The sequence below is a fragment of the Bacillus sp. RSS_NA_20 genome, from assembly GCF_020165915.1.
Classification (GTDB): domain Bacteria; phylum Bacillota; class Bacilli; order Bacillales; family Bacillaceae; genus Bacillus; species Bacillus altitudinis.
In genome coordinates, this window is record NZ_JAIUKW010000005.1 from 1,419,930 (window position 1) to 1,441,391 (window position 21,462).

General features: G+C 40.5%; 20 protein-coding genes. 8 read left to right on the forward strand and 12 right to left on the reverse strand.

Features of this window, described 5'->3' with window-relative positions:
• Positions 1–2 precede the first annotated feature (2 nt).
• Both LCD32_RS12890 and LCD32_RS12895 read right to left on the reverse strand, forming a co-directional pair.
• The gene (locus tag LCD32_RS12890) at positions 3–1,247 is read right to left on the reverse strand and encodes an FtsW/RodA/SpoVE family cell cycle protein (protein ID WP_046344207.1); all 1,245 of its coding nucleotides are present in this window, start codon (positions 1,245–1,247) and stop codon (positions 3–5) included.
• Positions 1,238–1,582, reverse strand: a complete 345-nt coding sequence (locus LCD32_RS12895; protein WP_079919532.1) for a PadR family transcriptional regulator — start codon at positions 1,580–1,582, stop codon at positions 1,238–1,240. Before LCD32_RS12895 ends, LCD32_RS12890 begins: the two co-directional genes overlap by 10 nt.
• Positions 1,583–1,880: 298 nt before the next feature.
• On the opposite strand from LCD32_RS12895, the gene LCD32_RS12900 reads away from it, so the two are divergent.
• Entirely contained in the window at positions 1,881–2,642 is a 762-nt protein-coding gene (locus LCD32_RS12900; RefSeq protein WP_007501759.1) for an ABC transporter ATP-binding protein, read from the forward strand.
• Positions 2,632–4,569 (forward strand): ABC transporter permease, encoded by a 1,938-nt coding sequence (locus LCD32_RS12905; RefSeq protein ID WP_224563915.1) that lies wholly within the window; start codon positions 2,632–2,634, stop codon positions 4,567–4,569. The genes LCD32_RS12900 and LCD32_RS12905 overlap by 11 nt, the downstream gene beginning before the upstream one ends.
• Before the next feature lie 40 nt (positions 4,570–4,609).
• Here LCD32_RS12905 and LCD32_RS12910 read toward each other — a convergent pair whose 3' ends face one another.
• Positions 4,610–5,959 (reverse strand): amidohydrolase family protein, encoded by a 1,350-nt coding sequence (locus LCD32_RS12910; protein WP_224563918.1) that lies wholly within the window; start codon positions 5,957–5,959, stop codon positions 4,610–4,612.
• A gap of 105 nt (positions 5,960–6,064) precedes the next feature.
• The gene (locus LCD32_RS12915; RefSeq protein ID WP_008343104.1) at positions 6,065–6,652 is read right to left on the reverse strand and encodes an NAD(P)H-dependent oxidoreductase; all 588 of its coding nucleotides are present in this window, start codon (positions 6,650–6,652) and stop codon (positions 6,065–6,067) included.
• A 116-nt stretch (positions 6,653–6,768) separates the two neighbouring features.
• Here LCD32_RS12915 and LCD32_RS12920 point away from each other — a divergent pair, with 116 nt between their 5' ends.
• Positions 6,769–7,203, forward strand: coding sequence for a MarR family winged helix-turn-helix transcriptional regulator (locus tag LCD32_RS12920; RefSeq protein ID WP_224563921.1), 435 nt, complete (start codon positions 6,769–6,771; stop codon positions 7,201–7,203).
• Between the two features lie 430 nt (positions 7,204–7,633).
• Here LCD32_RS12920 and LCD32_RS12925 read toward each other — a convergent pair whose 3' ends face one another.
• The 5 genes from LCD32_RS12925 to LCD32_RS12945 all read right to left on the reverse strand — a co-directional run bounded on the left by LCD32_RS12925 (position 7,634) and on the right by LCD32_RS12945 (position 12,840).
• Positions 7,634–8,248 (reverse strand): LysE/ArgO family amino acid transporter, encoded by a 615-nt coding sequence (locus LCD32_RS12925; RefSeq protein ID WP_224563924.1) that lies wholly within the window; start codon positions 8,246–8,248, stop codon positions 7,634–7,636.
• Between the two features lie 136 nt (positions 8,249–8,384).
• Positions 8,385–9,965: an acyl-CoA synthetase MbcS gene (gene mbcS / locus LCD32_RS12930; RefSeq protein ID WP_008343095.1), complete on the reverse strand. Its 1,581-nt coding sequence runs from the start codon at positions 9,963–9,965 to the stop codon at positions 8,385–8,387.
• A gap of 220 nt (positions 9,966–10,185) precedes the next feature.
• A complete protein-coding gene (locus LCD32_RS12935; RefSeq protein WP_003216385.1) occupies positions 10,186–10,398 on the reverse strand; it encodes an alpha/beta-type small acid-soluble spore protein in 213 nt (70 codons plus the stop codon).
• Positions 10,399–10,487: 89 nt separating this feature from the next.
• On the reverse strand, positions 10,488–11,693 hold the full coding sequence (thiI, locus tag LCD32_RS12940; protein WP_007501769.1) for a tRNA uracil 4-sulfurtransferase ThiI: 1,206 nt from the start codon (positions 11,691–11,693) through the stop codon (positions 10,488–10,490).
• A 4-nt stretch (positions 11,694–11,697) separates the two neighbouring features.
• On the reverse strand, positions 11,698–12,840 hold the full coding sequence (locus LCD32_RS12945) for a cysteine desulfurase family protein (protein WP_224563927.1): 1,143 nt from the start codon (positions 12,838–12,840) through the stop codon (positions 11,698–11,700).
• 202 nt (positions 12,841–13,042) lie between these two features.
• Here LCD32_RS12945 and brnQ (LCD32_RS12950) point away from each other — a divergent pair, with 202 nt between their 5' ends.
• Together brnQ (LCD32_RS12950) and brnQ (LCD32_RS12955) are read left to right on the forward strand one after the other, a co-directional pair.
• A complete protein-coding gene (gene brnQ / locus LCD32_RS12950; protein WP_065460866.1) occupies positions 13,043–14,386 on the forward strand; it encodes a branched-chain amino acid transport system II carrier protein in 1,344 nt (447 codons plus the stop codon).
• 214 nt (positions 14,387–14,600) lie between these two features.
• The gene (gene brnQ / locus LCD32_RS12955; protein ID WP_224563931.1) at positions 14,601–15,944 is read left to right on the forward strand and encodes a branched-chain amino acid transport system II carrier protein; all 1,344 of its coding nucleotides are present in this window, start codon (positions 14,601–14,603) and stop codon (positions 15,942–15,944) included.
• A gap of 40 nt (positions 15,945–15,984) precedes the next feature.
• Here brnQ (LCD32_RS12955) and ezrA read toward each other — a convergent pair whose 3' ends face one another.
• Positions 15,985–17,688 (reverse strand): septation ring formation regulator EzrA, encoded by a 1,704-nt coding sequence (ezrA, locus tag LCD32_RS12960; protein ID WP_007501773.1) that lies wholly within the window; start codon positions 17,686–17,688, stop codon positions 15,985–15,987.
• A 336-nt stretch (positions 17,689–18,024) separates the two neighbouring features.
• Here ezrA and hisJ point away from each other — a divergent pair, with 336 nt between their 5' ends.
• Complete coding sequence (hisJ, locus tag LCD32_RS12965) at positions 18,025–18,840, forward strand: histidinol-phosphatase HisJ (RefSeq protein WP_008343083.1); 816 nt, start codon at positions 18,025–18,027, stop codon at positions 18,838–18,840.
• On the opposite strand, the gene refZ is transcribed toward hisJ, so the two are convergent.
• Positions 18,810–19,475 (reverse strand): forespore capture DNA-binding protein RefZ, encoded by a 666-nt coding sequence (gene refZ / locus LCD32_RS12970; protein WP_008343081.1) that lies wholly within the window; start codon positions 19,473–19,475, stop codon positions 18,810–18,812. The two genes, hisJ and refZ, sit on opposite strands and share 31 nt — an antisense overlap.
• Positions 19,476–19,601: 126 nt before the next feature.
• On the opposite strand from refZ, the gene LCD32_RS12975 reads away from it, so the two are divergent.
• Both LCD32_RS12975 and rpsD read left to right on the forward strand, forming a co-directional pair.
• Positions 19,602–20,102 (forward strand): GAF domain-containing protein, encoded by a 501-nt coding sequence (locus LCD32_RS12975; RefSeq protein WP_008343079.1) that lies wholly within the window; start codon positions 19,602–19,604, stop codon positions 20,100–20,102.
• 310 nt (positions 20,103–20,412) lie between these two features.
• On the forward strand, positions 20,413–21,015 hold the full coding sequence (gene rpsD, locus LCD32_RS12980) for a 30S ribosomal protein S4 (RefSeq protein ID WP_007501777.1): 603 nt from the start codon (positions 20,413–20,415) through the stop codon (positions 21,013–21,015).
• A gap of 302 nt (positions 21,016–21,317) precedes the next feature.
• On the opposite strand, the gene LCD32_RS12985 is transcribed toward rpsD, so the two are convergent.
• A complete protein-coding gene (locus LCD32_RS12985) occupies positions 21,318–21,404 on the reverse strand; it encodes a putative holin-like toxin (protein ID WP_017358303.1) in 87 nt (28 codons plus the stop codon).
• Positions 21,405–21,462 lie beyond the last annotated feature (58 nt).

Below are 21,462 nucleotides of genomic sequence, written 5' to 3' on the forward strand. Positions count from 1 at the left end.
TATCACGCTACTTCACGGCATATTTCTCCTAGCTGTTTCCTTCTATAAATACTCATTAGCAGCCCGACTGACATCATTTCTAGAAGAATATGAGATCCCCCATAGCTCATAAAAGGCATGGAAACTCCTGATATAGGCAATAATCCAAAGTTTGTGAAAATACTTAAGATAAATTTTGCTGCAAATGTGGTTGCCAAACCAATCATTAATATTTTGCCATAAGCAGATTGAACTCGTTTCGCTGTATGAACTACTCTATAAATCAAAGTCACAAACAACATAAGAACGGCCAATCCTGCAAACCATCCGAATGAATAAATGATATACGTCAACATCCAATCAGTGTGAACATCATACAATGCGTACGGATTTATTTGAAAACCATTTGAGCTAAATTCATGAAGTGAGTATTGGTAAAAGTGGGCCATATCAGCTTGATACAGAGAAAATAATTGAACAATGAGATAGACAATACCTGCTGCTGTAAACGGAATAAGCTGTCTCATTCTTGCATGAGATACATACATCATCGTTATGCATATGACCATAAAGGTGATGGTTGCAGAAAGAGATCCGACTATATGTAATAAAATAATGGGTAAAGTGACAATCGCTAACCCTAGCCAGGACTTGAAACCATTCTTCCAATTCCAAGATTGATAAATGCCAGCTAACGAAATAATCATCAGAAATGGAAAAATTTCAGTCAGATTGATCGATCCATTATTTAAGCTTAAAAAGAGAATACCGTTCACTCTTGTCCCAATCATCATTGTAAGAATCAGCATTCCAATCGTTCCTATGTATAAATGCCATGAATAGGGTAAAAAGCGCCGATAATCAAAAGCAAACAGTCCAAGCATCAACGCAAGACCAAATACATAGTAAATGAGACTTTTATAAAAGATATTCGTGTCTTGAAAATGAAGTAAATGAGAATGAAACTGAAAATAATACATTACAAACAGCCCAAATAAACAAGTAGCTAATACAAGAAGTATCGTTTTAAAGTCAACTTGAGTTTTGTGTGTTTCATGAAGCTGCATTCCGAGTATGGCTGCATCTCCAATTTGATCGAGCGCTTGATCTACCGCCTCTTCTTCTGACATGCCCGCACTGACCGCTTCCTCTTTCAGCGTGTATAAATGATCACGAAGCTCAAGCTTTATACTTGCATGTACGTCTTTATTTTTGATTCGTTTACACACATTTTTGATATATTGTTCAAACTTTTTCTCTAGTCCCATACGACTTTCTCCCCGTTCAAAACGCCATCTACTGCATCTTTAAACACAGTCCATTCTTCTTTCTTTTCCTTCATAAACGCTTTGCCCTGTTCATTAATCCGGTAATACTTCCTTTTTCGATTGCCATTCCCTTCACCCCAGTAAGACACAATGAATCCTTTCCCCTCCAAAGTGTGCAAAATAGGATATATCGTCCCCTCTTTGAAGCTAAAAATTCCTTCGGATTTCGACTCTAATTGCTTAATCATTTCATATCCATACATTGGCTTTTCATTTAGCAAGCTTAAAATAAGGGTAGCAGTACTCCCCTTTAGAAGCTCTTTACTCACTTTCATCCATCGTCACCTCTAATACATAGATTTACTATGCATATATTTGATATGCATATCTTACATGAAATCACATACTCTGTAAAGGTTCATCAGAAAAAAACAAGAAATTTGATACATCATAGCGAAAAACAGATAAAATAATTGAATAACAATCTGAATTCTACATAAGGCTTTGACATATAAAACAAGCATGTGACAACAATGTCACATGCACGTCTGTTTTGTTCGCCAAATCGCAGGAAGTCTGGTCAGCTTCTTTTTATACTAGAGATATCAATTAAATAAAAAAGGGGTTCGACAGATGAACATTTTAGAAGCTCGCAAATTATATAAAAGCTATGGAAATAAATTCAATAAACAAGAGGTGCTGAAAGGCATTGATTTGACGATAGAAGCTGGAGAATTTGTCAGCATCATGGGGCCATCAGGCTCGGGGAAAACGACCCTTTTGAACGTATTGTCATCGATTGATCATGTGTCCAGCGGATCGATTCGGATCGCAGATGCAGAAATGACGCAAATGAAAGATCAGCAGCTCGCTGAATTTAGAAAGAAACAGCTTGGCTTTGTTTTTCAGGATTATAACTTACTTGATACACTCACGGTTAAAGAGAACATCCTCTTGCCATTATCCATCTCTAAAACGCCTAAAAAAGAAGCTTTTGAACGCTTTCAACAGCTTGCAGAGGATATGGGGATTTATGAACTAAGAGACAAATATCCAAATGAATTGTCTGGTGGACAAAAGCAACGGACATCTGCGGTACGTGCCTTTATTCATGAACCAAGCCTCATTTTTGCTGATGAACCAACCGGAGCACTTGATTCCAAATCTGCTTCTGACTTACTGAACAAACTGCAAGAATTCAATCACAAGCGCAAAGCAACCATTGTCATGGTGACGCATGACCCTGTTGCAGCCAGTTATTCAAGACGAGTGATTTTTATCAAAGATGGACAGATCTATACACAATTGAATAAAGGCGCACTAGAGAGAAAGATGTTTTTCGAGGATATTATGAAAACGCAAGGTGTTTTAGGCGGTGTGAAGCATGAACATTAATCAGCTCGTCTTCCGCAATCTGAAGAAAAACTTAAAAAATTACTATTTATATGTGTTTGCACTTGTATTTAGTGTAGCGCTCTATTTTTCCTTTGTCACCTTGCAGTATTCACCAGCACTTGATGATGTAAAGGGGTCCATTAAGGGCGGTGCGTCGATTAAAGCCGCTTCAGTACTACTCATTGCCATTGTTGGAATCTTCCTGTTATATGCGAACAGCATTTTTATTAAACGAAGAGGGAGAGAAATAGGTCTCCTGCAGCTCATTGGCATGACGAAACAAAAAATTGCCAAACTACTCAATGCAGAAAACTTTATCCTATACGTGGTCTCCATGGCTATTGGTATCATAGCTGGATTTATCGGTTCAAAACTCATGCTGATGGTGCTATTTAAAGTAACCGGCGTGAACGCCATCGCCAACCTGCATTTTTCAGGCATGGCCCTTTTGCAGACACTGATCGTCTTTTTCGTCATCTATGGATTAATTATGTTAAGAAATCGATGGTTTATTAATAGACAGACGATTTTATCTTTATTTAGAACCACGTCTTCTACAGAACAGCGTGTGAAAAAAATCTCTGTGTTTGAAATCATCATTGGGGTTCTAGGCATTGCATTCATCAGCTCAGGCTATTATATTTCTTCTCAGCTTTTTACCGGCACATATACGTCCATGCTTGCGTTACTTTTAGCGATGATTTATATTCTAGCCTCTGTCATTATCGGTACCTTTCTTTTCTATAAAGGCTCTGTTTCGTTCATTGCCAATATCGTACGCAAACGAAAAAATGGCTATCTCGCCATTCATGAAGTCCTGTCTCTGTCATCTATTATGTTCCGGTTAAAATCAAACGCACTGCTTTTAACGATTATTACAACGGTATCTGCGCTTGCCATCGGGTTGTTATCTTTAAGCTACATTTCCTATTACTCAGCAGAAAAAACCGCTGAACAACAGATCCCATCACATTTCGTCATGGGTTCTGAGAAAGATACCGATACCTTCACTCGTGCACTTTCTGACAAACATATTGCGTATGAAACAAAGCAGTTCAAGGTCATTCAAGCGAAGTTTGACGCAAAAAAGATCATGGATTCAGAGATTAAAAATATGAATAATGATCCAGGCGTCTTAACTCTACCTGTGATCAGTGAGAAAAACGCACCAAATATTCATGTGAAAAGCAACGAAGTCATCTTAAGCGGCTACAGTGATTTATTGAAGAAATTCATGCCGATTCAAAGTTCAGGAGATGTGAAACTACTTATTAAGAAACCCCTTGATTTAAAGGTCATTGATATGAAGAAAGATTACCTCATTTCTTACAACTTTACGTTTGGTGGTCTACCTGTTGCTGTCGTCAGTCAAAGTGTCTTTGATCAGCTTGACCAGCAGAAAGATCCTAAACTTCAGATTGAGAATAATCAATATCACGCAGTCAATATAAAAGATGATCAAAACCTTGAACAAGCGAATGATGTGTTTACCTCTTTAAAACTAGGTGACAACAGCATGTCTCAATTGGCTTCAGCTCAGCAGCAAAAACAAACCATCGGATTGATGATGTTTGTAGTCGGATTTTTAGGCCTCAGCTTCCTTGTGACCTCAGGCTGTATTTTATACTTCAAACAGATGAATGAAAGCGAAGAGGAACAAAGCTCATACACGATTCTGCGTAAGCTTGGTTTTACGGAGACAGATCTCTTAAAAGGCATTCGGCTCAAACAGCTTTTCAACTTTGGCATTCCGCTTCTCGTTGGGCTCTTGCACAGCTACTTTGCTGTACAATCTGGCTGGTTTTTATTTGGTAGCGAACTGTGGACACCTATGCTGATTGTCATGGCGATTTATACCGTTTTATACTCCGTCTTCGGATTCCTATCTGTCCAATATTATAAAAAAGTCATTAAAGAATCGTTGTAAAGTATTCCCCATAGGCAGTGGCCTATGGGGATATTGCACGTCATTTTGTTGATTCAAACTGATGCGATAAAATGTGATCTCTTGCCGCATAAGCTTTTTGTTTGACCTCTTCTAAGTTCACTCCAACCAGCTTCCCATTTTGTTTCACTGCTTTTCCAGCCACATAGACAGAATCAACATTTGAAGGGTGTGCCGTTTGCACAACTGCCCCAGCTGGATCTGTCATCGGAAGAAGATTCATGCTTGTCCGATCGATCAAGATAAAATCAGCTTCTTTTCCAGGTGTGAGTGAGCCGATTTTGTCATCAAGCTTCAAGGCACGAGCCCCGTTTATTGTGGCTGCTTCAAGCATTTGCTGAGCAGACAATCCAAGTTCAGGTCCCGGCATCGTCCCTTCCATCAATAAAGATTGATTTTGAATCGCTCGCTCCGCCTGTAGTCCGAATTTCATTTGGGCAAATAAATCTCCTCCTGTCGCTGTCACCACATCTACACCAAGCGTTGGCAGAACGCCATTTTCAATAGCAAGCCCTGTGACAGGATATCCGTGTCCCATCATCATTTCAATCTCAGGTGTAATCGAGATGGAGCTTCCGCTGTCAGCTAACATCTTCATTTGATCTGCATCAATTGCATTGATATGCACCATATTCAAATCAGGCCCGAGCAGCCCTGCTTGATGAAGTCGCTCAATCGATCGATCCGCTGCTCCCCAATTTCCAAAGCCAATGTGCATACTGCATAATGCATCTAGTGATCTCGCTGTTTCAATTTCAAAGACGGTCGTCTCCCATGAAGAAAATTCAGGTCCACGAATGGCAAGTCCCATCGTCAACAGCTGATCCGATGATTGAAAATGTTTTTGTTTCACGCGGGCTGCGTCTTCCATATTCGTGAGCGTACTCTCTCTGTCCCAATACGCTGCATCTCCAGAGGTACCAAAACCAAAGACCGCTCGAATACCCGCATCTTTTAAACCTCCAATGAGTTCTTCTGTATGATCCATAGAATTGATCATCGTCCAGTCGAAAAACGTGGTCACTCCTGCATCTAATGCCTCTAATGCGCCTAAATAATTAGCAATTCGATCATCTGATGGACGTCTCATCGCCCCATAGTTGCCATAATAAATTTTGCTCAAATACGTTTGCAAAGACCAATCTGTTCCGATTCCCCGTATGACAGACTGCCACACATGACGATGGGTATCCACAAGCCCTGGCATGATGACCATGTCAGACGCATCCACAACATCGGCACCACTTGCTTCAATCGAAGGTCCGACTTCTACAATATGTGCCCCTTCAATTAATAGATCTCCCTTCTCCAGAAAACCTACAGATGGATCAAGTGTGATAAGAGCCGCATCTTTAAACAATGTTTTCTTCATCCATATCCCCCTTTTCACATAAAGAGAATGAGTCACTCACTCTCTCTGTCATTTTAAGACATAACAGGTTCAAATTAGAAGAAAAGTGACTCAAGGAATGTGGTTTTATGAGCTGATATTCCGAAAATAGTTGTATATCCGTTTTAATTTCACGTCATGCTTCCCTTTCGGACTTTCCATCATGCCAAATTCAAAGAACTTCACCGGTTTAATCCCGACATATTGTAAAAGAGCTCGTTTCATTAAGATTTTGTGAGCATTTTGCAAAAAGAAGAAAGGATAGTGGGTCGGTCCTTGCATTGTCGAAACACATACAGCCCTCTTTCCTTTTAACAAGCCTTCTGGAAGCAGCCCGCCTGTTTGACGATAAGCAAAGTTCGCTGCAAACATGCGATCAATAAAACCAAGCAGCATGGCTGGCGGCCGCCCCCACCAAATCGGATAAACAAACACGATGTTGTCTGCCCATTTGATTTTCTCTTGATATTCTTGAATCTCAGGGTCCTTATGCATATCACGTCTTTTTTTCTCTTCATTAAAAATAAGTACAGGATCAAATTTGTCTTGGTATAAATCGATGATTCTCACTTCTTGAACGTTTGGATTTTCTTCACTGCCCTTTAGGATTTCTTTAAAAAAAGCACCATTTAAACTATTGTGATGGGGGTGAGTATAAATAATGAGTACATTCATGGCTTGGCTCCTTTAGTTATCATTTGATAACCAAAAGCATACACCTCTCTTTTTTAGTTGTCAAATGATAATTGTTTTTTGATAATAAATTTGGTATGGTACGTAAGAGGTGAAACATGATGAAAAACCCACATTTTTTCAAAGAGTTTGTCACATTTGCTTCTACTTTTTCTGAGCTGAAACATGCTATGATGAGCAAGATCAAACCCTCTGATCTAACCACTCTACAATATTTGATTCTGGAGCAGTTAGCCGTCAGTGAGCCGCTAACACCTAGCGAAATCGCCGATTGTCAGCACATGTCTCTTCCGAATGTCAGCAGAGAATTGAAAAAGCTTCACGAAAAACAATTCATTGATAGACAAGAAGATAAAGATGACAAGCGAAAACATGTCATTATGCTGTCTAAAAAAGGCCGTGCGTGTATGGACAAAGCATTTCAACAAATTGAATCCATGCTCATGGACAGCCTTTCTTCCTCTGACCGAAATCAAATGGATGATATCGTACAAGCTCTCCGTCTATTAAATCAAACCATCTTCAAAAAATGATCGAATGAAAAAAGCATGAGCGTATCGCTCATGCAAATGATTTTTGAACACATTAGTAAAGAGATGCTAAAAGATACGTGATGAAACCTATGTTTTATTCGTATTCTTATATAATTTTCACAGCAAAACTGGTACACCAAACGTCAATGTATCAAAGACAGCAAGCACTGCCCCTTTACGCTGTTCTTTATGAGCCATTTAAAACCTCTAAATTACATTTTTATAATGTAGCATAGATCCTATTTTGATCATTTCCTACAGGTAATTGAACCGTCAGCATGTCTGATAAAAATGAACAGGATGTAACTGAAGCTTCTCCCGAAATAGTAGTCAACAAAAAAGCGCCAGATGTTTTCCATCCAACGCTTTTTCCCATGACATGTTCAGCACTCATTTTCATGCATCACGTCTCTTTTGCTCTATGTATCCTTTATCCAATAAGCTGATAGGCGATATATAATGCAACCAGCCAGATCATGACGGCTGATGCTTTATTGATCCGGTTCATCCACTTGCCGTTTGTATCTAGCTTTCCTAACATTTTCCCGAGAAGAGCAAGACCCATAAACCATAACCACGAGACGATGATACAGGCTGCGGTAAATGCCACCTTTTCCGCCCCATGATATTGAAGAGAGTTCGTTCCTATTACTCCTATCGTATCGAGAATCGCGTGAGGATTTAATAGGGAAACGGAACAGGCAAATACGATTTGTTTTCTCACAGGCATCAAGTCCATCTTTTCTTGATTACCTGTTGCGGAGCTCGTGTTCCAAACTGACCACCCCATATAAAGTAAAAAGAAAAATCCAATGATAAAAAGACCTATTTGCAAGATAGGGATGGTGAGTACAACAACCGAAACCCCAATGACAGCTAAAGTAATTAAAAGTGTGTCGCAGAGAGCAGCTGTAATGACCACAGGCATTACGCGATATAATCGAGGCTGAAGGGCTCCTTGCTGAAATACAAATACATTTTGTGCGCCCAAAGGTAAAATAAGACCAAAGGCAAGCACAATCCCATGAATTATCGCAATCGACATTTTCAGAACATTCTCCTTTTCAAGTCATCCTTACACATTTTAACATAAAACATCATGAACGAATTTTACATATTTGATTTGTCCAATAAAAAAAGCGCTGGATGATTTTCCATCCAGACGCTTATTGTTTCTACTGTTATGATGATTTTCGCGCAAGCTCTCTTTCTCTCAGCTCGACACGTCGAATTTTCGCTGACGGAGTTTTTGGTAGCTCGTCAATGAATTCGATTTCTCTTGGATATTTGTACGGTGCTGTTGTATTTTTCACGTGTGTTTGCAGTTCTTTAATCAGCTCATCGCTTTGTGTAGATGCATCACGCAGGACGACGTATGCTTTCACGATTGATCCTCTGATTTCATCTGGACTTGCCACGACCGCACATTCTTTCACTGCTGGGTGTTTAATCAGTGCATCTTCAACTTCAAATGGACCAATTGTATAACCTGAGCTGACAATGATGTCATCCCTGCGGCTTTCAAACCAAAAATACCCGTCTTCATCTTTTTTCGCACGGTCACCGGTAATAAAGTAATCCCCTCGGCGCTGCGCCTTTGTACGCTCTGCATCTTTGTAGTATTCCTTGAATAAAGCCGGCGTTTCAAGATGAACGGCAATGTCACCTATTTCTCCTGGAGCACAGATCTGGCCATTCTCATCAATAATCTCTACTTCATTGCCAGGTGTTGGTTTGCCCATACTGCCCGGCTTGATGTCCATTCCTTTCAGCACCCCGACTAGCAGCGTGCTTTCTGTTTGCCCGTAACCATCTCGCACTTCGATATCGAAATGTTTTTTGAACGTATCGATGACTTCACGGTTGAGTGGCTCTCCCGCAGAAACAGCACTATGCAATTTCGGCAGCTCGTACTGACTGAGGTCATCTACTTTTGCCATAAACCGATATTCCGTTGGTGTACAACATAAAACATTGATTTCATTTTTTTGAAGCAGCTCTAAGTACGTATCCGGATTAAACTTTCCTCCATAAACAAAACCTTCTGCTCCGCTTCCTAAAACAGATAAGAGAGGACTCCACACCCATTTTTGCCAGCCTGGTCCTGCTGTTGCCCATACTTTATCCCCTTCATTAATGGAGAGCCATGCTTTGGCCGCTGTACGTAAATGTGCATACGCCCAGCCGTGTGTATGAACAACCCCTTTGGGATTACCTGTTGTGCCTGATGTATAAGAGAGAAATGCCATGTCCGTACGTGTTGTGTCTGCCAATTTCAACTCGCTTGACTGCTCTTCCTTTTGCGCAACAATGTTTGTCCAGCCATGATCATTCTCACCAATTGAGAATGTTTTAAAATCTTTTGGCTGATTAGTTCCTTCAAACGATTGAATGAATGATGCGTAAACAATCGCTCCTTTTGCTTCTGCATGCTCAATTCGGTAATCTATATCTTTAGCGCGAAGCATTTCTGAACAAGGAATTACAACCATTCCTGTTTTTAAAATGGCTAAATAAATGCTGTATGCCTCTAGCATACGAGGCACCATCACAATGATTTTATCGCCTTTTTTAAAGCCTGCATTTAATAGAACATGACCAATTTTATTCGCCTCTTCTACTAATGCTGCATATGTCACATGCGCTTCATGGCCATTCCCGTCCTGCCAGTGCAGGGCGATTTTCTCCTGGTCATGACTGAACGCTTCAATCTCACTGACTAAGTTATATTGTTCTGGTGCAATTAAGTCTTCTCTTTTCATGGTACAGCTCCTTTTAGCCTCTTTCTATGAAACGAATCATGTTTCAATTTACCTATTCTAACACTCATAACTGAAAAATGCTTGAATTAGGACCTACTCCTAGTATTATGCCATAATTTTTTCATTTCGTCTTCTTTTTTAAAAATATTCTAACAATTTATGTACAAAAAAAGAGCGGGAATAAACCCGCTCATAAGCCATAGCTTTTTAATTGTGTGTCTTAGAAAGATCCGCCACCCATATGTTGTTGAGCGTAAGATACAAGACGCTTAGTGATTTCTCCACCAACTGATCCGTTAGCGCGAGCTGTTGTTTCTGGTCCAAGGTTTACGCCAAATTCTGAAGCGATTTCGTACTTCATTTGGTCGATCGCTTGTGCAGCGCCTGGAACGACTAATTGATTAGAACTGCTTTGTCTGTTTTGTTGAGCCATGTGTTCTCACCTCCTTGTGAATATAGAATGTGTAGAAACACATGACTTCATGCGATTGATTTTATGGTAATTATTATGAAATTTTTTATTTAGAATAAATCAGCGAATTTGTCAGCTGCTTTCTTTTCATTTGTGACAACGATTGTTTCGATCTGCTCCACTGCCTCATCAAGCATTGGCTCGAATTCAGCAAAGCTTTCGTAGCGTTCTACTTTTTCAAGTTTTGGTTTTGTTTTTGGAGATGGCGGCGTAAAGATCGTGCAGCAATCCTCAAATGGCTGAATGCTTGTCTCATATGTGCCAATTCGTCTCGCTTCTTCGATAATGTCATTCTTATCCACGGCAATCAGCGGGCGAATGATCGGTGTGTTTGTGACATGATTAATGGCATACATGCTTTCAAGTGTCTGACTTGCCACTTGACCAAGGCTTTCACCTGTAATAATGGCAAGCGCATCACGCTTGGCTCTTATTTTATCTGCAATTTTGAGCATCATTCTTCTCGTTGAAGTCATCGTATAGTTTTCTGGTACTTGTTTGTGAATGAGCTCTTGGATTTTTGTAAAAGGAACGATGTGAAGCTTGACTTCGCCTCCATAGGCAGCTAAGCATTCCGCTAGATCAATGACCTTTTGCTTAGCCCGTTCACTTGTATAAGGTGGGCTAAAGAAATGAACAGCTTCAATTTGAATGCCTCGTTTCATTGCCTGATAGCCGGCCACTGGGCTGTCAAAGCCGCCAGAGAGCATCAGCATCGCTCTTCCGCTTGAACCAACTGGCAGTCCGCCTGCACCTTTTACATCTTTAAATGTAATGTACGTCGCGTGTTCTCTTATTTCAATTCGCAAGTGAACATCTGGCTGTTTCACATTAACGGTTAAGTTGTCTGTATTCCTTAAAACATGTCCACCAATTTCTCGGTTCATTTCATTTGAATCAAGCTCAAATTGTTTATAAGAGCGTTTCGTTGAGACCTTAAATGTATTTCCTTGTTCATACACTTCCTGAACCGCTGAGAGTGCCGCTTCTTTGATGGCATCAAGATTTGTCTCACATTTTACAGCCAGGCTAAAGCTTTGAATGCCAAATACACCTTTAAGCTGTTCTGAAATCGGTTCAGGGTCTTCTCCGTTTAGCATGATCGTAATGCGGTCTCTATCAGATGCATACTTTAATGCTTCAAAGTCTTTTAATACAAACCGGATATGCTGTCTTAGTTTTTCGATAAATTTCTTTCTATTTTTCCCTTTTGTTGAAATCTCACCAAAACGGACTAAAATATGGTCATACTTCATGTTGTTATCTCATTCCTTTTAATTTTTTCACACTTTGTGCGATCGATGTGATGATTTGCGGCGCTAGCTCTGGTCCTTGTCCATATGTCAAACTGATTCTCATGCTGCTTTTGGCTGCTTCTTCTGATTTCCCCATCGCCAGCAGGACACGGCTTGGTTCCTTTTTCTTAGCAGAACAAGCAGACGTTGTCGAAACGTAAATGCCTTCTTTTTCGAGCATATGCAGAAGGACTTCAATTTGAATACCTGGCACTGAAAAATTCACAATGTGCGGTGCACTATGTGTCAGCGGTGTGTTTATGACGACGCCTTCTATCTTTCCAAGCTGCTGCTCTAGCTCCGTTTTTAAAGCGATCATCTCGTCATGATGCTTGTTTAAGTGTTCAAATGATTGCTTGATGGCTTTTGCTAAGCTGACAGCTCCAGCAGGGTTCTCAGTCCCTGAGCGAAGGCCAAGTTCCTGCTCTCCTCCTGTGATAAAAGGGGCAAGCACGATCTCTTTCTTTAAAAAGAGGGCACCTGTTCCCTTCAGGCCGTGAATCTTGTGGCCTGACATCGTTAAAAGATCAATATCCATCTCTTTAGGCAGCGGAACCTTGCCAATTCCTTGTACGCCGTCGACATGAAAAATCGCCTCTTTGGCATACGTCCGAATGATGCTTGCCGCTTCCTCTATCGGCTGAATCGCGCCTGTTTCATTGTTTACATGCATGAGACTGACAAGCACTGTATCAGGGCGAAGCACTTCTTTTAAATGCGTCATATCTGCACGGCCATGCTCATTTACTTGAATATAGGAAATATCAAAGCCAAATAATGTTTTCAGCTGTTCAAACGATTCGATGACAGATGGATGCTCAATCGCTGTTGTGACAATATGTCTGCCTCGGTTCATCTTGGCAAGAGCAGCCCCTTTGATGGCAATGTTATTTGCTTCTGTTGCACCTGAAGTAAAAATAATCTCATATTGTGTAAAGCCTGTATAGTGAAGGATTTGTTTTCGCGTTTCACTTAATAGACGGCTCGCATCAATTCCAATTTGATGCAGCGAAGACGGATTCCCAAAAAAACGCTCACTCACTTGCTGATGCACTTGTAAAACCTCTGGATAAGGCTTTGTTGTGGCACTATTATCAAGATAAATCATATCTTAAACTCCTTACAAAAAAACTTAAAAAATAAATGCATTTATATGTTACCATAATGAAGTCAGACAGAGAATTTTCTGAAAATGGCAGTTGACAACTTTTCATTTTCACTATATCATCCATAGTGCAATTGTCATATAAACACCTAAATTGTCAGAATATTTAAATTTGACACAATACACTGATTGAGGAGGGACTATTTTGAAAAATAGTTTAAGTATAAAAGAAACATTGGCTATTGGACTAATGCTTTTTGCATTATTCTTTGGCGCAGGAAATATGATTTTCCCGCCTGTTCTTGGACAATATGCTGGTGAAAACGTATGGCTTGCCATCGGCGGATTCCTACTTACAGGCGTAGGTCTTCCACTATTAGGGGTTATTGCTGTCGCCCTTACTGGTACCGGAGCCAAAGGCCTTGCCGATAAAGCACACCCTAAATTCGGGACTATCTTCACCGTGATTCTGTATTTATCCATTGGACCATTTTTCGCCATTCCGCGAACTGGTACGGTTTCGTATGAGATAGGATTAGCTCCATTTCTCTCAGGTGCCCAAGCCACTTCATGGGTACCACTATTCATCTTTACCGTAGTGTTTTTCACTATTTCATACTTGCTTGCGTTAAATCCTTCAAAGCTGGTTGATCGTATTGGTAAAATTTTGACACCGATCTTATTAACTGTTATTGCTATTATTGTCATTAAAGCCATTGCTACGCCAATGGGAATGATCGGTGCTCCAGATAAAACATATGAGGCAAATCCGCTTTTCACTGGATTTTTAGAAGGCTATAAAACAATGGATGCACTTGCTTCTATCGTATTTGGAATCGTCGTGGTGACAGCTGTTAAGGACAGAGGCATCACAGAGCGAAAATCTCTTGCAGCAGCTTGTATTAAGGCAGGACTCGTAGCAGCTGTTGGACTGGCACTCGTGTACATTTCACTTGCTTATGTGGGCGCTTCAAGCCCCGATGCCACGGGAATGGTTGGTGCAAATGAAGGAGGAAAACTACTTTCACTTTCTGCCAACTTTTTATTCGGTTCTGCTGGTAACATTGTTCTTGGCGCAGCCATTTTATTCGCTTGTTTAACGACTAGTGTTGGACTTATTTCATCTTGTGGAGAATATTTTTCAAAGCTCTTCCCTAGCCTGTCTTATCGCACAGTCGTTCTGATCGTCTCTTTATTTAGTACACTGGTTGCAAACCTTGGACTCGCACAGATCATCTCACTATCCGTTCCAGTTCTTGTGACCATCTATCCACTAGCCATTGTGATTATTTTATTGTCATTCCTTGATCGCTGGATTAATGGCAGAAGAATCATTTATATCACTTCTCTCATCTTTACTGGTTTCTTTGCCATTATTGATGGATTATTAGCTGCAGAAGTGAATCTAGGCGGCTTGCCTGGCATCTTGAAATCAATTGTTCCGTTTTACGATTTAGGCATTGGCTGGATCATACCAGCTATTATCGGTGCTTTGATTGGTGTACTTATTTCCATGTTTACCAGCCCACCAAAGCAACTTGCCTCATAATCATCGCAAATCAAAACATCCCCTTCCAAAGAAGAAGGGGATGTTTTTTTATTGTTCTTCATATACTAAAATAGAAAAATTCATGACTTTTGTACGAAAACACATGTTGACATCAGGCGTACATCCTTTATAATTAGTGATTGTTAATGATGAACGGTTACCTAGCAACTAATTAACAGAATATTTCAACATAATAATGGAGGCTTTAAATGCAATGAAGGCAACTTTGTCGACGAAAGATACGGTTATCATAGGTTTTATGCTGTTTGCTCTATTCTTCGGCGCCGGTAATATGATTTATCCACCAGAGCTTGGGCAATATGCTGGGCAAAATGTGTGGAAAGCAATGGGCGGATTTTTATTAACAGGTGTCGGTTTACCTCTTCTAGGGATTATTGCAATCGCTTTGACAGGTCGAGATGCAAAAGGGTTAGCTGATAAAGCTCACCCAGCTTTTGGAACAGCGTTTACCGTCATTTTATATTTATCTATCGGGCCACTTTTCGCTATTCCTCGTACAGGAACGGTTTCATATGAAATTGGTGCATTACCCTTTTTAGCAGGTGTACCAGCTTGGCTTTCACTTCTTGTATTCACACTTGTCTTTTTTGGTATTACTTATTATCTTGCTCTAAATCCAACGAAGATTGTGGATCGTGTAGGGAAAGTGTTAACACCGATTAAATTTACGATTATTTTTATTATTATTGTCAAAGCCATTCTAACGCCGATGGGCGCCATTGGCACACCTGATGTCTCTTACAGCAACGGGTCATTTTTCAAAGGATTTCTAGAGGGCTATAAAACAATGGACGCTCTTGCTTCTATTGTGTTTGGAGTCGTTGTCATAAACGCCATTAAAGGACGCGGTGTGACAAGTAAAAAGGCGCTGACTTCTGCTTGTATCAAAGCGGGTCTGATTGCAGCTTGCGGATTAACATTTGTTTATCTATCACTTGCTTATTTAGGCGCTTCAAGTACTAACGCCATTGGGTTTGTTGGAGATGGCAGTAAAATCTTGGCGCAGTCTTCTCAATTCTTATTTGGCAGCTTAGGAAATATCGTGTTAGGCGCTGCAATTACGGTGGCTTGTTTAACGACAAGTATCGGTCTTGTTACATCATGTGGAGAGTATTTCTCGAATTTATTACCTAAACTTTCTTATAAAATGGTCGTTACACTCGTGACATTATTCAGTTTTATCATTTCAAATTTTGGACTTGCTCATATTATCGCTTTCTCTGTACCAGTGTTAACTGCCATCTACCCGCTAGCGATTGTCATCATTGTTTTGTCGCTGGCAGATAAATGGCTTGGTCAAAGAAGACCTGTGTATGTCCTTACTTTGATTTTAACTGGCTGCGTCAGTCTGTTTGACGGCTTAGCAGCGGCGAAACTGCCGATTGGTCCTGTGAAAGATCTCTTTCAAACGATCTTGCCGCTATATGACCTTGGCATTGGCTGGATTATGCCTGCCATACTCGGAGTCGTGATTGGATTTGTTATCTCTCTATTCACTTCTTCTGCTTCAGAAGAACGCCAAAAGCAAGCTTCATAACATGGAAAAAGCTGAAGTCCTAAAATGGACTTCAGCTTTTTTATTGATGCTGATATTCTTTTTCTTGCTGAGTTAAAAGCTTCTGGACGGCTCCAGGTGATGCTTTTTCGACAGCAGCTGCTGCCACTTCAAATGAATCGTTATAATCATAGGCATAAAATCTTCGTTCTGCCTCTTTTAATTGCTCTGAAAGAATGTGGTTTTGACTTCTAAACCGGTTGCCGTATTGTATAATCCGTTCAATTTGATCCACTTTACGAAGCATGTCATGTGTTTCATCAACCACATGTCTGACTGTTTCAGAGGCTTCTTTTAATTGCTGGTTCACTGCTGGCATATTCAGCGGCAAATTCTCTAGCTGCTCCTGCACTTGCTGAATCATCTCCTGCGCTTTTTCAGCACGATCTTTGATGTCAGCAGGTACACCTGGAATGTTGCTTTTGTGCAGCTGGCGCACTGTATCTGTCAACATGGTTTTAAGTTCAGCCAATGTTTCTCTTGCCTGTAATTCTTCTTTTCGTAACGATTGAAGGTGATCTTTAAACGCTTCATGAAGTGTTTTGGCATCCTCAATAAAGGTCTCAAGCTGATTGATTTCATCCATTAATAATGTGTATGCGACATGGTCACGATCAAGCTTCTCTCGTATTTGCTTCATAAGCTTTTCAATTTCTTCTAATCGTTTTTCGAATGCTTTCTGCTGATCCAGCTCTCCTGCTGTCAGCTTGTAGCTTTCTTTCACAAGAGCCGTTTCTGCCTTTGTCTGCGTGTGGTCTTGTTCAAGTTTTTCAAATGCTTCGGTCAGCTCAGGCATTTTGCTCTTGATTTCCTGACCTGCTTCTACTTCTGCTTCTAACTGATCATACAGCGTCTGAATCGCATCATCAATCATTTGCAGAATGCTTGATGCTTCATCTAAGTTGAGTTCATCAATCAGCAGCTTCTCCGCACGGGTCAGCTGTTTATTCAAGTTCTCCAGCTCTTTTGTGATCTGGATGTGCTCTAGCTTGTAGCCTTTGTCTGTCATTTCTTTATAACCGTCTTTCAGCTTCGTCAGCTGACCTGGCACAGTTTGTTTACAGTCTGCGATGAGCTTCGGTACATCATTGATATATAATTGCAGCTGATCGAGTCTGCGGTCTTGCTCAAGCAAAATTTTCCTTGCTGTCATGTAGTTTCCGTTTTCTGTCTCTTCTTCATACTGCTTGATCCCTTCCCAGGCCTCGTCCAAGTCCTGCTCCATTTTGTCATAAAGGGTGCCATATAAATGGCTGTAAGCAAGTAGATTTTTTCGTACCGTTTGATATTGCTCTTTGACCTTCTCGATGTCTTTTCGGTTTTGCTCTTCACTTGTGACAAGGTCTGCAATCTCTTTTAAAATGTCTTCGATGTTTGAATCAGCAGCGGTGAGCAGATCTCCTATATGTGCAAGAACTTGCTTTGCTTTGGAGAATCGATATTTATCAGAATACTCCTCTGCATCATATAATAGCTCCTCTACCTTTGGAAGATGGGCTGTGACGATATCGTCCCACTCTGCACGCCATCTTTCAAAAAACTGCTCTGTTTCTCCGGTCATTTTTAAATGTTTGATTTTTGAAATTTCTTCTACAATTGATCTGTTTAAAATTTCAATTTTCCATGCTTCCAATCGGTCAATCTCTTTATATATATTTTTTCTGAGGAAATAACCGACTGAAAACAAAGCAAGCAAAATGACAATTAAACCGATGATAAACTCCATAATGAGCCCCCTTGTTGTGATCTAAGTGATGTCAGGGTAGTGTCCCGAGTAGACCTGAGAACCCTTTCGTGTCCGCTTTGCATTTGTTTTTTATAAGCAGGATTGTATTTTTGCCAATACGATCCATTCACCGTTTTATGTATGTTTTTTCAAGAAAGTCATTCAGGCTTTCTATCATTTGGCCACATGTATTGATGTGACCTGTTTTTATGTATGCGGAAGCTGTCGTTTTCATTGTTATTATGATACCATGTAACCAGCATTTTTGGTCATGATTTTTCATTATTTTCGCTGATAAACATGACGTTTTTCAAAATATCGACAAGAGGTGACGACATGTTGAAACAAGATGCACATTTACATACGCCATTTTGCCCGCACGGTACGCTTGATCCTTTTCATTCTTATATTGAAAAAGCAATGAAAAAGGGATTTGATTCCATCACCTTTACCGAGCATGCCCCGCTGCCTCCTTCGTTTCGAGATCCAACGCCTGAGCAGGATAGTGCCATGAAGCTTCAAGACCTTGAAGCCTATTTGACGAAGCTGGATCAGCTGAAACAGGAATACAAAGGACAGTTAATAGTAAAAACTGGGCTTGAGGTCGACTATATCAAAGAGTATGAAGAGGAAACAAGTGCCTTTTTAGACTGCTACGGACCTGAACTAGAAGATAGCATTTTATCTGTTCACTTTCTTCCTGCTGGCAATGATTATATTTGTCTTGATTTTGATGAGCACGCCTTCAAGCAGTTGATCAGCATCTATGGCAGCACCGAACACGTCTATCAAAGCTACTATGACCAAATTCATTCTTCTATTCTATCATCTTTAGGTCCATATAAGCCAAAGAGAATCGGTCATATCACCCTTGTCCAGAAATTCAAGCAACTTTTCCCATACGAAATGTCGCCAAAACTATGTCAAAGGGTCACCCTTTGTCTTGAAGAAACGGCAAAAAAAGGCATGTCCTTAGATTTTAATACATCAGGTCTTCGTAAAACATATGCCAGAAGTATCTATTTAGATCAATGGATGATTGATCTTGCAAAACAGAAAAAAATTCCGCTCATATTCGGGTCTGATGCCCATCAAGCGGAAGATCTCGGGTATGCATATGATCAATTTGAAGACATCATGAGTTTCAGGTGAGGATCAAGTGCGGGTTCATTTGGTTCTAACAGATGATGAAGCGACCGGCTCAGTTCCTTATAGTACGTTTGATAAAAGTAAGGCTCATTTGGGTTGATATAAAGCACCTCTGTTAAATATTGCGGCTGCAGATAAGGCATCATCAGAAGTGATTTTAGCTGGATCATAAATGATGAGAGTGACAGCTGCTTACAAATCACATGGGTGCTTTTTCCTTTTTCAATGATAAGCTGAAACAAGTATTTTTCCTTTGTTAAATAGGTGGACATGATTTCCCTGATCAGCGTTGAATCAATGGTCACTTCTCGATAAACGAAACGGGTTAATTGACGATTTTCATGCTGATAAGATAAAATATCAAAAACCACATGAAGTAAACATTCTTTTGCATGACGGGTTTCCATGTGCTGGATGTGCGATTCAATCATCTGAATATAGCCTTCATAAAAATCGGATACGAGCTGCTCAAGCAGCCCTCCTTTTCCTTGAAAGTAATAAGATATATGGGCAACGTTGACGTTTGCTTCCTTCGCAATCTCACGGACAGAGGTTCCAGAAAATCCTTTTTGGTTAAAAAGTCTGATGGCAGCTTCAATAATACGGTCTTTTGTTTGCACGGTTGTTGATGTTTTCATCCGCTCACCCCTCTTCATGTGTACATACTTCAAGGTGAAGGCGGAAGTTCCTTTAATCATTGCTCGACAAATCCCACATGCGAAGCGCAAGTTATGTATTTTTGAGATAGAAAGTAGGAGATTTTCATGTTTCATGTCGAAAAACAGTCTGGCGATCCATCGAAAGACTATCAATTACTCATCAAGCAAGTAGAAGCGATTACGGATGGTGAACCTGATCTCATTGCCAACCTAGCCAATGCTGCGGCGCTGCTTTATCACTCGCTTCCTGAAGTCAATTGGGCTGGATTTTATTTAGCAAAAGACGGAGAGCTTGTGCTTGGTCCATTCAACGGACTGCCCGCATGTGTACGCATTCCTTCTGGAAAAGGGGTTTGCGGTACAGCATTTGCGACAGGTGATGTACAGCGTATCGCTGATGTGCATGCATTCCCTGGTCATATTGCATGTGATGCAGCATCGCAATCTGAAATTGTGATCCCACTTAAAGTAAATGGACAAATCATTGGGGTACTCGATATTGACAGTCCAGTGAAAGATCGTTTCAATGCAATAGATGAAACGTACTTAGTTCAATTTACAGAGGTTGTCCAAAATGCGTTATCAGCATCTACTGATGTGTCATGATACTTGAAAAGCAGACAATGCGTCTGCTTTTTTGTTTTGCTTTCTTCCCGAATGAATGCCGACCACGTTTGACCTTCTCCTCTTTAAATAGGTTGACTTCTCCTATCTGGCGTCATATAATAGAGTTTGTGTGAAATATGGCAGCCTTTTTGTTCGGCTTTTTTGTATCATTTTGTTCCTTCTATATGGAGGTGCATCTTGTAACTCCCTGCTGCTGGAGCGAGGATGCATGAAAACATAATGACGGAAAAGACAAAGAACAGACGGTTTTTATTTTTCACAAATAAAAACAATAAGGAGGAGTCACATTATGGCTCGCTATACAGGTCCAAGTTGGAAGATTTCCCGCCGTTTAGGCATTTCATTAAGCGGAACAGGTAAGGAACTTGAAAAACGCCCTTACGCTCCAGGCCCACATGGTCCAGGACAACGCAAAAAACTATCTGAATACGGTTTACAATTACAAGAGAAGCAAAAGCTTCGTCACATGTACGGTGTCAACGAACGTCAATTCCGTACTCTTTTTGACAGAGCTGCTAAACTTCCTGGTAAACAAGGTGAAAACTTCATGATCCTTCTTGAAACTCGCCTTGACAACCTAGTATACCGTCTTGGCCTTGCTCGTACGCGCCGCCAAGCTCGTCAGCTAGTAAACCATGGTCACATCCTTGTTGATGGAAGCCGTGTAGACATCCCATCTTTCTCTGTGAAACCAGGTCAAACGATTGCTCTTCGTGAGAAATCTCAAAACCTTGCAGTTGTGAAAGAATCAGTTGAAGTGAACAACTTCGTACCTGAATACCTTACTTTCGATGCTGAAAAGCTTGAAGGAACTTTCACTCGTCTTCCAGAGCGTTCTGAATTAGCGCCTGAAATCAGCGAACAACTAATCGTTGAGTTCTACTCTCGTTAATTTCATGACTCTCTCAGAGAGTGATCAAACAAACCCTAGAGACCTTGATTGTTCAAGGATTTCTAGGGTTTTTTGTTTGTATTCCATCATGTTCTAACACCTAACTAGATGAGAGTGGATGTATGACAGTGTTTAACAAAATCCTTTTTATGTTATAATACAAATAGATGTAGCGTAAATTAAAAGAAGCCAGGATGCTGTCACATCCCGGCAATGCACAAATGCTTGGCTCAAAGTGAGCTGGCTAGAAGGTACACAATAAATGGACCTACCCTACAAGTTGTCTAGGCTCAAAGGGTGGTCTATTTCTTTTTGTCTATATACGTCAACAAAGCAAGAATAAACATCCCAAATAAAAACATAAGGGACAATGCTTGAAAAGTTGACATAGGCTGCACCCCCTTTCAAGGGGATTTAGCCAAGACCACCTTTGAGTACGCCGTACAT